Below are 11,629 nucleotides of genomic sequence, written 5' to 3'. Positions count from 1 at the left end.
AGTCCGGTTTGATGGGGTAACTATAATTTTAAAAGCTCCGTCCTGAATTGAAGAATGGTTCAGACTATTAATTAATTTCAAAAATGAAATAAAGGTGATAAAGAAAAATATACTATTGATACATCTACTAAAAAAAGAGTAGAATTTCTTGTTTTCAATGATATATAATAGGTGATTAATTAGTAAACAAACCCAAAAAAAATCATATACATTTATGTCTTGAATATTAAGACCTAACTCTTCTTTGTAAAAATGAATAAAGAGATTTAATGAATATAAGCTGAGAATTAGAATAACATAATTGAAGAAATAACTTATTCGATAGTTTTTAATAAAATCAAATGTATTGTTTGTAGTTTTTGTTGTCTCAGTATATACACGTTCTCCTTCTTTTTCTTTAAGTAAATAAAGAGATCTAGCAGCTTGTACAGCTTCAGGGTTATAATCTGAGGCATGTTCAATTATTAAAATTAGTTCTATCCGACTTTTATCCTTAAATTTTTCTTTATAAAATTCCTCCACTTTTCTATAATTTGCAAGTTGTTGTTAGTGAACATAATTCAATATACCATACTTGTATTAAATATCTTAAAGATTTATTCTTACCCTTTCAATTTCCCCCAAAATCGCCTTCAAAACATTAATCGCTACACTATTTCCAAACTGCTTATAAGCCTGATTATGGGCTGAAGTAATAATAAAATTATCATCGAAACCTTGAATACGAGCACACTCTCTTGGGGAAAGTTTTCTGATTTTATTACCAACTTTATATAAACCTGTTTTGTCTCCAACTCCTCCTCCATAGGCAGATAACGTAATCGCATGACCGATGGGGTCGTAGATGCGTTCTCCTTGACCGCCTTTATTCACTCTTCCGATTTGTATGGGGCGGTTGGGTAAAATGACGTTTCCTTCTTTATCTTCTTTAGGTTTGTATTTTTTATAAATGTCGATGTCTGGGCGGTTGACAATCTTGGCATCAGGTTTTTGCTCTAAGAAGTCTTTTAGGCTAACATGTTTTTGATGAGGTAAAGGAAAGTGGAATTCATTGATGGTGATATCTTTTCGAAAGCAGACAAAGTAAATTCGTTTTCTGTTCTGAGGTAAACCAAATTCTGATGCATTCAACACTTTGTATTTGACATTGTACCCTAGCTCATCTAAGGTCTTGATGACTACTTGAATGGTATTTCCTCCATCATGTTTTTCAAAGTTTTTGACGTTTTCCAGAAAGAGTAATTTCGGTTGATGGTGCTTTACAATTCTAGCAATATCAAAAAATAAAGTACCGCGGGCATCTTCAAACCCTTTTTGTTTGCCTGATACAGAAAAGGCTTGGCAAGGAAAGCCAGCGCAAAGGATATCATGAGTAGGAATATCTTTTTCATCAATCTGAGTGATATCACCGTGAGGTTGGATACCATAGTTGCGTTGGTAGGTTTTTACGGCAAATTTATCCCATTCAGAAGCAAAAACACATTCTGCTCCAAACGATGTCAACGCTTTATGAAAACCACCAATACCAGCAAATAGATCTATAAATTTTAATCCCTCTATCTTCATCTTATCCCTTCAAAAAAATGATATACGATATTAATAGATGCAAATGAATGAATCAACACTGCTGACTAATTGTTTGAAAATTATTTTTCGTTGTAGGAAATATTATCAAAGAAAGTTTGAAAATCGACGTCGGTATTATTGATTTCTAACTTTCTACGGAGTCGATATCTGGCCACTTGAATGGACTTCACACTTTGATGCGTAATGTTGGAAATGTCTTTTGTGCTTAAGTTTAATTTGAGGAATGCACAAAGCTTCTTTTCATTAGGGGAAAGACTTGGGAATTTTTGATGCAATTTATCAAAGAAGTCGGAGTGCACTTGTTCAAAACGGTATTCCAATTCCTTCCAAACTTCTCCTTGATTGGCATTTTGGAGGTTATAAACAATCGATCGGATCTTCTTTTTATTATTACTGTCCAACTCAGAATCAATACTCAGCAGTTCTTCAGAGACCTTATTAATCAACTCGTTTTGTTGCATTAAGTGCATAATGTTTGTCGTCAATTCTTTGTCTTTAAACTCTACTTGAGACTGCAATACTTTATTTTGCTCTTGTGTGTATTGATGTTCAACCGTTTCTAGCTCTCTCGCAATATTGGCTTTTTCCTCATTTTGCTTTGCATTGATCATTTTCAAACGCTGAACTCTGAGTACCATCAAAATGATAGAAATAATACCAATAAAAAGGCACGTAAGAATGATAATAATCGTTTGCTGTTCTTCTTTCTCATGTAACAGCTGAATCTTTTCTAAAGCTTTGATTTGATTCTGTTCTAAGTCCGCAATTCCTTTGCTGTATCGCTGTTGAAGGAGCTCATCTGATGCTTTTTTATACTCTTTAAAGTATTGAAATGCCTTTTCAGTATGTCCATTTTTCTCGAAGAAGGTTGATAGACCGTAGTAGACATTTTTGAGGTCAACAGGAGAGTTCACCTCATCCGCTTGCTCTATGGCTTTTAAATAAAACTTTTCGGCTTCTTTAAAACGACCTTGTTGAGAAGCAATATGTGCAAAGGCCACTAATGAGTTGATTTCCCCTCTTTCATCATTCAATTCTTGTTTGATTTTATAAGAAGCTTCTAAAACCTCCAAAGCATCCTCATATCTTTTCTGATTGGCATATTGATTCGAAAGGTTGTGCAGGGCTTTACTTTTCATAATCAATTGTGATTCATTTTTACACATTCTGATGACCTGATTGAAGAGGTGAATGGCTTTTTCAGGTTCATTTAGTTCATCATATAGTGTACCTTTATTAAGATAGAGATGTGGGAGTAATTCATTTTGAATATCCTCAGACAGTTCTTTTACAGTAGCGATGGCTTTGTCATATTCAGCTAACGCTTTAGGATAATTTTTTTCCTGTTGATAAATCTGACATAAGTTGGTTTGTGACCTTACTTCCAACTCTTTGTTTTTGATTTTTCTGAATTGTTGAATGGCATTAAAGTAGGCTTCTCTTGCTTTGTAAGATTGCCCTTTGTAAAGATAGATGTTGCCCTTGAGGTTGTATAATTCGCCCAAAAGCTGGTCATCCTTATTTTCTTCGTAAAGCATTATGCCTTCAGTGGTATAATCTATTGCACGGTCCATGTCAACGGCAATAAACTTTTTCCCTAACTGAAGCATTAATTCCCCTCTTTGATGAGGTTCAAAAGTATCTGAAAGTTTTTCTTGTAAACTGTCGATAGTGCTAGCGAAAATGGAAGTAGACGTAAATACTATTAAAAAAAACGTATTGAAGTTCTTTATAAGTGATTTCAATGTTACAGCTGATTATAATTCGAAATTGGTAGCTTAGAAATGAAACGTTAAATTTATCGATTTATCATCAATGTTTCATTTTGATTTTCTGTAATTTAACGAAAAATAGCCATTAACATAGTGCAGTTTGGAAATTTCAAATTGTTGTATGAATAATAATTCGATTGTGGATGAAAGAAGAAATAAAAAAATACGACTTCAGGAAGAATGAGGATGGATTGGAGTTTGAAATTGTTGATCTTCAAAAAATATTTAAAGAGAAAAATCATTTAATAACAACTTCACATCGTGCCAGATTTTATCATATTCTTTGGATTGAAAAAGGACACGGCACACACTATGTAGATTTTAAACCCATAAAAGTTGAAGACAATACCTTAATTTTTGTAGCTCAAAACTCCGTTAATCTCTACGATGCAAATGGCTATTATGAGGGAAAATCAATCATTTTTACCAACGATTTTTTCTGTCAAACCAAGTATGACTTTAGGTATATTACTACCTCTATTTTATATAGTGACCTTTATGACGTCGCAAAATTATCACCCATTATTAATAGAGAGGCATTAGAACTTATTTTCCACCAAATGAATCAAGAAGCGGAAAAAAAGAAAGATCAAGCACAAAAAGAGATCCTTCATAAATTACTTTACCTTTTCTTACTACAATCAGAAAGAGCATACCGAGAACAAGGTGTACAAGAATTGGAGCCTAGTCTCTATCTGACCAATGTAATCAACTTTAAAGAACACTTAGAAGAGTCTTACAAAAAGGAGAAAGGGGTAAAATGGTATGCAAATTCATTGAATTTGTCAGAAAAACAGTTGAATAAGTCAACTGCTGAAGTACTGTCAAAATCACCCAAAAAGATCATTGATGAAAGAGTAGTTTTGGAAGCCAAAAGATTATTGGTGCATACGGATGAACCGGTGAAGGAAATTGCCTATGAGTTAGGGTATGATGAACCTACTAACTTCATCAAGTTTTTTAAAAGACATGCCACTGTCACCCCTGCTGACTTTAGAGTAAAAAACAAGTAAGGCGTAAATGTATCATTCAAGGGCGTAAATCTACCTTTATAAAACTTCCTCCATCCGCCACCTTTGTAATGTTGATTTTGTTAAACAAACATAGTAATCCATGACAAAGAAAATATACTCATTAGCCGTATTAATTATGGCGTTTTTATCAAGCTCAGCTCAAGATTCATCATCAAACTCTAGTACAATGGAAGTATCGAACAAAGACAAGGTAGTAGCATTATTAAAAAGCATCGAAACAGGAGATTCGGCTCCTGCGGGTTATATCAATCCTAACAAATACATTCAGCATAATCAATCTGTAGCAGATGGTTTAGCAGGTTTTGGTGCTGTTTTACAGCAGTTGCCAAAAGGATCTGCAAAGGCGAACACGGTAAGAGTAATCGAGGATGGTGACTTTGTCATCGCTCATACTGATTATAACTTCTTCGGGCCGAAAATCGGAATAGATATCTTCAGATTTGAAGATGGTCTGATTGTAGAACACTGGGACAACCTTCAGGAGAAAGTTACTGAAACTGCCTCAGGAAGATCTCAAATAGATGGCGCAACTGAAGTCAAGGACTTGGATAAGACGAAAGCGAATAAAAAAATTGTCAAACATTTCGTTGATGATGTTTTATTCGGAAAACACCCTGAGAAAATCACGGACTATGTGTCTACAGAAGAATATTTACAGCACAACCCTAATGTAAAAGATGGTTTAGCCGGACTAGGTGAAGCTATTGAGGCACTGAATAAGGCTGGAATGCCAATGGTTTATAAGAAAAATCACGCCTTATTTGGTGAAGGAAACTTTGTTATTGCTGTTTCTGAAGGGGTTTTCATGAAAAAAGAGGTAGCATTCTATGATATTTTCAGACTCGAAGATGGAAAAATCGTAGAACATTGGGACGCTATTCAAGAAATTCTTCCAGAATCGGAAGCGAAAAATTCAAACGGGAAATTTAATTTCTAAATTATAAGGTCATGTTGTTTATTGTAATACTTATTTCGGCGTTTTTGTTGATTGTCTTTTTCAAAAAAGAAAGATGGATTAAGTATGGAAACTTGAAAGACAGTTTTGTTTATACCGTCAATGACCATCAGTATTATATTGAAGAAGTCTCTTTTAAAAACTATAATGAAGCCCTTTCGAAATACTTCAAAGTAGTGGATTCAATATCGAGATACGATAAGGCAATAAACCTAAAATATGATTTATACGATTGGGGATTCTCAATTTTCCAATTCAAAGATACCTTAATTGATGTTCGTTATTTTAGAAGTACGCATAGTATTCGGTTGATCAAAAGTAAACAACCATTGAGTATTGAAGAGTACGAAAAAGACGATTTGGGATATCATATGGAATTGAATCGTTAAGATAAAAATAGAACAAGCACAAGTTTAGCAATAGGCGAGACTTGTGCTTTTTTGTTACAAATCCATGTTTCAAGTGTTAAGCGTGAGCGTCACTTGGAACTGAATATTGGCGAAGTCTCACGACTTCGAGTATAAAAACCATATTTTTATTCATTTTGAAATCAGGAGACTTCGCCAAAGTGTGATCACAAGTGACGCCTATCGGCTTAACACTTGCGATATAATTATTTTAATGAAGTTTTAGAAAGATCTTCTTCCACCTCTTCTACCCTTTTTCATCATCTCTTCTCTTGATGCTTTATAAATGCTCATTTGCTCCTCAGTAAGGACCTGAGAAAGCATCATTTCATGTTGTTTCATAACAGGTTCCAAAGCCTCCTTCATCGCTTCACGATCTCCTTTATGTTTTTCTCTGATTTGTTGAAAAACTTGTTTTGAAGAAGCGTTGATTGCATCATATTTTTCCTTTTGATCAGGAGTAAGTTCAAGCTTTAATTCTAAAAGATAAGTTTGTTTCTCTCTACGTTCCATCAACATGAAATTTTCATAAGAAGCATAAGTGTCATCATCAAGAATGCCTTTTGCTTTCACAAGATGTTTATCTCTAAGTTCATCTGTTTCAGCTTTAATTTTTTCACGATCCGTTTCACCATCCTTTCTAGCAATCATAATCGTATTCATCACATCCTCTTGCAATCGGATATATAATTTGCCTAATTTTTTCTCAGTGCTTTCGTCCAATTTCAATTCTTTAGAAAGTTCTTTTGGGAACTCTTGAGGTGTGAAAGAAGGAAAATTTCTTTGAGCAAATACAAGACTGCTAAGGTTTAAAAGTATGAATGTGAAAAGTAAATTTTTCATTTTTTGTGTATTTATTAATAATATAAATTTAATTAGAATGGTCTTGGTCCTCTGCCCTCTCTACCTCCAAAACCTTTTTGATTGGTTTTGCCTTTAGGTCGATAAATAAAGGAAACCATAAAATAACGTGGAAGCACATTGTAAGTACTAGTTTGAATAGAGCTTTCTGTCACCGTTCTGCTGATACTGCTATTTTGATTAAGAATATCTGAAACGGAGAATCGGGCTTCCCCTCTCCTATTTTTGAACAGTTTATAGGCGATATGAGCATTCCATTTATAGATATTATCCTGAATCAAATCATCGTCCCCATTATAAATATTTCCGGTAAAAGAGGTATTCAAAATCAACCTCTCAATAGGCTCAACATTTATACTCGCTCTGATATTATTGTGAAGGTAATTACCGTTCAAGGATGCATTTGCATTGTTGTTGATCCAGTGGTAAGTCCACATACTTGAGATATTGAAATCAACTCTTTTGCTGATATTACTTGATAATCGGATGCCTTGTCCCAATGACTTATCGTAAGTGAAAGAAGTGATATCATTGGTGATACCCACATTTCTTGTGTAACTACCCATTGTCATGGAAGAAATATTGGTTTTGATGGGATTGATTGGTTTGGAGTAAACCATAATTCCTCTGGCATTGATGTAGCCGTCCAAGTTGATGGGATAAGTATAAGAAGCACCTTTCCTCACTGGCACACCATTGATTGTGGTGTCATTTTCTGCGATAAAAGTATATTGAGTGACTTTATTGTCGGTTTGTGTCGCCGATAGATTAATGAAGAACATTTCCTTTCTCGCGATATTGAAGTTTCTATAATTGAAACGTAACACATGACTTTCTTCTCCTTCTAAATAAGGGTTACCAGATGAAATATTTAATGGATCACTATAATCTACTACAGATTGTAAGTTGGTAACATTCGGTAAAGAGACATTTTTCTGATAAGAGAAACGTAATCTTTTACTTCTCGAAAACTTATAATTAATAGATAATGAAGGTAAGAAGTGACCGAAATTCGTAGTGGTATTTTCTTGAGTAGGATAAATGCTTTCGTTCAGCAAAGCTGAATATTGATACTGTAATGAGGTTGTTATATTGATCTTATCTTTCTTGAAAAGTAACCCAGCTTCTGGTCTGTAAATATTTTGATTGGAGGTGAATGTATTCGAAAGTTCTTCAATAAAATCCCCTTCGTTAGCATCATCCATGATATCATACGTTCTAGTATTGACATCCTGCTTTTCCCAACTTTGAAAATAATTGAGCTTTAACTGAAGGTTTTTAGCCAGTTTTTCAGTGAATATCAAATTAGCTGATGTTCTGAATTTTTCAGTGTCTCCAAGAATTCTCTGAGCTGTAGAATCGTTTTCAGTATTATCTCCTTCAAAATAATTGATATTAGTAAATACATCTTGATAGGTATCGTCATTATGATAATACAATTTCCAATCTAAAGTTAGTGTTCTGCCGTTATCATTTAATTTATGACGAATAAGGAAAGAGTTATTAATATCAGCGGAGTTGTTGGTGCTGAACTGTTTCATATCAGAACTATTGAGATCTGTTCCGTCTTTCAAATAAGTATTCGATAAACTGCTGTTGGCACTGTTTCCATTTTCCATTTTAATGGATGGGCGAATACGAATAGAGGTTTTAGGACTTAATTCATAATCCATTCTGAAATTAAAATTATGATTCTCTTTTCGTGAATCGATATCTAGAATTTCATCTACAATCTGATTACTACTTTCAGAAACAAGGTACTCAGTAGAAGAGGCCTCGTCTGTAACATTGTCCACCAATTTGTAACTATAACTTCCTGTCACGTCAATTTTTTCACCCCAAGAATCAATATAATTTGTGCCTAAAAGGTGAGAAGTATTGATACCATTAGATTTAGCTGAAATTTCCCCTGGAGTACCATTTCCACGACCTCTTCCACCGCCTCTTCTTCTAGGACCACCCGACGAAAGGTTGTCAGACATAAAACCTTGCTGATTGACGTTATTACTCAAACCAGTAAATGAAAGACGTTGTTCTCCTTTGAAGATATTGATATTACCACCAGCACTATAACGTTCATCAGAACCATAACCTGCCTCTGCTTTCCCGAAATAAGCATATTTTGCATCTTTCTTCGTTACAAAATTGATGGCTTTGGTTCTGTTACCATCATCAAAACCTGTAAATTCCGCCTGATCACTTTTCTGATCAATGACCTGTACATAATCAATCATTTCAGCAGGAAGGTTTTGCATGGCACTTTTCGGGTCATCCCCAAAAAACTCTTTTCCATCCACAAGTACTTTTTTTACAGTTTCTCCTTCAGAAGTGACATTTCCATTTTCATCTCTGTCCATTCCTGGAATTTTAGAAACCAAGTCTTCCGCTGTAGCATCTTCATGTGTTTTATAATTACTAGAAGAAAACTGAAGGGTATCCTCTTTTATTACAACAGGAACATCACCTACAATTTCAACTTCATTTAATTCCGTAAACATCGATTCCAAAGTAACGTCTAATTGGTTTGTCTTAGGAGTGACCGTTACCATTGAAGCATAATTTTTATACCCCAAATACATGGCCTCTAGCTTATATTTTCCGGCTTCTTTTAGCGTGATTTTATATTCTCCATCCAAATTAGAAAGGACTTGGTATTTATTATTTTCATTGGAAATAGTAATTAACGCATTGACTAATGCTTCTTTATTGTCGCCTCCAATCACCTTTCCTTGCAGAAGGATTTCTTGGGACCAAGCCGTTGTTGAGGATATGATTAAAAGGAGTAAAATTATAGGTTTCATTGTTATCGTAATGATGTTAGAAGGATAGTTCACTTGACTCATTACAAAGAAACAGAACCTATAAGTGTGTTTGAGAAATTTTCAACGAAGGGATAGTTATTTTCAACTAATGAAAGTAGTGGTAATTGAAGAGATAGATTTATATAAAAAAAGCCCTACAAAAAATTGCAGGACTTAGTATTTGGGTATAAAGAATCATACCAATTCATAAAACAACGATTTTAGAGTATTTTAAAATCTTAAAGAGAGATTTTAAACATGTATACTGTCTCTTCACTTATATCTTTTTCATAAAGCTCTATGTTTATCATTACACTTGCTTCTTTTAACGCTTTCTTCGATTTCAATTTTTCCTAATTATGCCCAATTAGTTCCCAAAAAAGGTATAACAACTTACATGTCTCACCGTTTTTTAAACAAAAAAAATCCCACCTTCAATAAAGAAGGCAGGATCCTTAGTATTTAACAATAGGTAGTTACACTGTCACAGAAGCTAATAACTCTGCCAATTTTTTACCTGTTTGTTCAGTATTCATACGCTTATCTTCAGGAGTTTCCTCCGTAGCGATATCTAACGTTCTGTATCCATCTTTCAAGAATTGATCAACAGCACTGATGATTGCATCGCTCTCGTCTTTTAATCCGAAAGAGATATCTAACAACAATGCACCTGAAAGAACAGAAGCGATTGGATTCGCGATACCTTTACCTGCAATATCAGGAGCAGAACCGTGAATTGGCTCGTACAATCCGATTTCTGAACCAACAGAAGCAGAAGGTAACATACCCATAGAACCTGCAATTTGAGAAGCCTCATCCGTAAGGATATCACCAAACATATTTCCTGTTACAATTACGTCGAATTGCTTAGGATCACGGATCAATTGCATTGCTGCATTGTCAATGAACATGTGAGTTACTTCCACTTCAGGATATTCAGCAGAAAGTGCTTGTACTGTTTCTCTCCATAAACGAGAAGATTCCAATACGTTGGCTTTATCTACAGAACATAATTTCTTACGACGTGTCATTGCTGATTCAAAAGCTTGACGAGCGATACGTTCTACCTCCATTTTAGAGTAACGTAATGTGTCAATTGCTTCTGTACCGTCTTCGTTACGCTCACGAGGAGTACCGAAGTAGATACCACCCGTCAACTCACGGAAGAAAATGATGTCAGAACCTTGAAGAATTTCAGGTTTGATTGATGAAGTATATAATAACTCATCAAATAATTTAATAGGACGAATGTTTGAGAATAATCCTAATTCCTTACGGATTTTAAGAAGACCTTGCTCAGGACGTACTTTTAAGTTAGGATTGTTGTCATACATTGGCATCCCTACAGCACCTAATAGTACTGCATCAGAAGCTTTACAAGCATCAATAGTAGCTTGTGGACAAGGCTCGCCTGTTGCTTCAATTGCTGAGTGACCAATTAATGCTGGAGAGAATTCGAATGAGTGACCAAAACGCTCACCGATGATCTCTAATATATTTTGAGTAATGCCTGTAACTTCTAATCCGATACCGTCACCTGCAAGTACTGTGATTTTCTTGTTCATGTTTTTGTTTGTTGTTCTTTTTTGAGTTTGAATTAGACATTGAATGCATAAACACGATCTTGCTCGTACTTCGCAATGTTTTCTTTTAAGCTCAATAGATAATCGATATCGTCATATCCATTGATCAAACACATTTTCTTATAGTCATCAATCTCGAAAGATTGTTTGTTCTCTTCTTTGCCAGTGATCCAAGCTGTTTGAGCTTCTAAATCCACTTCTAATGTTGTAGAAGGATCTGCCTCAATATCAGCGAAAAGCTCTGCTAAGAATTCTTCAGAAACTACTAAAGGAAGTAATCCGTTGTTCAAAGCATTCCCTTTGAAGATGTCTGCGAAGAAGCTTGATACTACGATTTTAAACCCGTAGTCATCAATAGACCAAGCGGCGTGTTCTCGTGATGAACCACAACCAAAGTTCTTACCAGCAACTAAGATTTCACCTTTGTAAGTGTCTTGGTTTAATACGAAATCAGCGATTGGCTGATCTTGTTTGTCGTATCTCCAGTCTCTGAAAAGGTTATCACCGAAGCCTTCTTTAGTTGTAGCCTTCAAGAAACGAGCTGGGATGATTTGGTCAGTATCTACGTTCTCAATATTTAAAGGAACGCAAGTCGATTTTGTATATTTCATGTTGATATTCTCTTTAAA

Annotated in this window: 10 protein-coding genes; 3 read left to right on the top strand and 7 right to left on the bottom strand. The window is 34.7% G+C overall.

Features of this window, described 5'->3' with window-relative positions; translation table 11 throughout:
• From PL77_RS32315 to PL77_RS16580, 3 genes are all read right to left on the bottom strand, one after another.
• Nucleotides 1–522: hypothetical protein (locus PL77_RS32315; protein ID WP_044207634.1), on the bottom strand; the 522-nt coding region annotated here is incomplete at its 3' end.
• A gap of 66 nt (nucleotides 523–588) precedes the next feature.
• Nucleotides 589–1,566 carry a DNA cytosine methyltransferase gene (locus tag PL77_RS16585; RefSeq protein ID WP_044207632.1) on the bottom strand — a complete coding sequence of 326 codons (978 nt, stop codon included), beginning with the start codon at nucleotides 1,564–1,566 and terminating at the stop codon, nucleotides 589–591.
• An 80-nt stretch (nucleotides 1,567–1,646) separates the two neighbouring features.
• Complete coding sequence (locus tag PL77_RS16580) at nucleotides 1,647–3,332, bottom strand: tetratricopeptide repeat protein (RefSeq protein WP_044207630.1); 1,686 nt, start codon at nucleotides 3,330–3,332, stop codon at nucleotides 1,647–1,649.
• 170 nt (nucleotides 3,333–3,502) lie between these two features.
• Here PL77_RS16580 and PL77_RS16575 point away from each other — a divergent pair, with 170 nt between their 5' ends.
• The 3 genes from PL77_RS16575 (at nucleotide 3,503) to PL77_RS16565 (ending at nucleotide 5,737) form a co-directional block, all read left to right on the top strand.
• On the top strand, nucleotides 3,503–4,372 hold the full coding sequence (locus tag PL77_RS16575) for a helix-turn-helix domain-containing protein (RefSeq protein ID WP_044207627.1): 870 nt from the start codon (nucleotides 3,503–3,505) through the stop codon (nucleotides 4,370–4,372).
• Nucleotides 4,373–4,472: 100 nt separating this feature from the next.
• On the top strand, nucleotides 4,473–5,330 hold the full coding sequence (locus PL77_RS16570) for a nuclear transport factor 2 family protein (RefSeq protein ID WP_044207625.1): 858 nt from the start codon (nucleotides 4,473–4,475) through the stop codon (nucleotides 5,328–5,330).
• A gap of 11 nt (nucleotides 5,331–5,341) precedes the next feature.
• On the top strand, nucleotides 5,342–5,737 hold the full coding sequence (locus tag PL77_RS16565; protein WP_044207623.1) for a hypothetical protein: 396 nt from the start codon (nucleotides 5,342–5,344) through the stop codon (nucleotides 5,735–5,737).
• A 240-nt stretch (nucleotides 5,738–5,977) separates the two neighbouring features.
• On the opposite strand, the gene PL77_RS16560 is transcribed toward PL77_RS16565, so the two are convergent.
• The 4 genes from PL77_RS16560 to leuD all read right to left on the bottom strand — a co-directional run bounded on the left by PL77_RS16560 (nucleotide 5,978) and on the right by leuD (nucleotide 11,611).
• Nucleotides 5,978–6,598, bottom strand: coding sequence for a hypothetical protein (locus tag PL77_RS16560; RefSeq protein WP_044207621.1), 621 nt, complete (start codon nucleotides 6,596–6,598; stop codon nucleotides 5,978–5,980).
• Between the two features lie 32 nt (nucleotides 6,599–6,630).
• On the bottom strand, nucleotides 6,631–9,417 hold the full coding sequence (locus PL77_RS16555; RefSeq protein WP_172665880.1) for an outer membrane beta-barrel protein: 2,787 nt from the start codon (nucleotides 9,415–9,417) through the stop codon (nucleotides 6,631–6,633).
• 476 nt (nucleotides 9,418–9,893) lie between these two features.
• Nucleotides 9,894–10,982, bottom strand: a complete 1,089-nt coding sequence (gene leuB, locus PL77_RS16550; protein WP_044207617.1) for a 3-isopropylmalate dehydrogenase — start codon at nucleotides 10,980–10,982, stop codon at nucleotides 9,894–9,896.
• Nucleotides 10,983–11,014: 32 nt separating this feature from the next.
• Nucleotides 11,015–11,611: a 3-isopropylmalate dehydratase small subunit gene (gene leuD / locus PL77_RS16545; RefSeq protein WP_044207615.1), complete on the bottom strand. Its 597-nt coding sequence runs from the start codon at nucleotides 11,609–11,611 to the stop codon at nucleotides 11,015–11,017.
• Nucleotides 11,612–11,629: the final 18 nt, after the last annotated feature.

The sequence above is a fragment of the Flammeovirga sp. OC4 genome (assembly GCF_000812565.1).
In the GTDB taxonomy this organism is placed as follows: Bacteria; Bacteroidota; Bacteroidia; order Cytophagales; family Flammeovirgaceae; genus Flammeovirga.
Note: the sequence above shows the minus strand (reverse complement) of the source record. Positions and strands in the feature narration are given on the sequence as shown.

Bases quoted from the DNA above. Each gene is read 5' to 3' on its own strand.
- PL77_RS16585 (WP_044207632.1), bottom strand. From the start codon at position 1,566: ATGAAGATAGAGGGATTAAAATTTATAGATCTATTTGCTGGTATTGGT.
- PL77_RS16575 (WP_044207627.1), top strand. From the start codon at position 3,503: ATGAAAGAAGAAATAAAAAAATACGACTTCAGGAAGAATGAGGATGGA.
- PL77_RS16570 (WP_044207625.1), top strand. From the start codon at position 4,473: ATGACAAAGAAAATATACTCATTAGCCGTATTAATTATGGCGTTTTTA.
- PL77_RS16565 (WP_044207623.1), top strand. From the start codon at position 5,342: ATGTTGTTTATTGTAATACTTATTTCGGCGTTTTTGTTGATTGTCTTT.
- PL77_RS16560 (WP_044207621.1), bottom strand. From the start codon at position 6,598: ATGAAAAATTTACTTTTCACATTCATACTTTTAAACCTTAGCAGTCTT.
- PL77_RS16555 (WP_172665880.1), bottom strand. From the start codon at position 9,417: ATGAAACCTATAATTTTACTCCTTTTAATCATATCCTCAACAACGGCT.
- leuB (WP_044207617.1), bottom strand. From the start codon at position 10,982: ATGAACAAGAAAATCACAGTACTTGCAGGTGACGGTATCGGATTAGAA.
- leuD (WP_044207615.1), bottom strand. From the start codon at position 11,611: ATGAAATATACAAAATCGACTTGCGTTCCTTTAAATATTGAGAACGTA.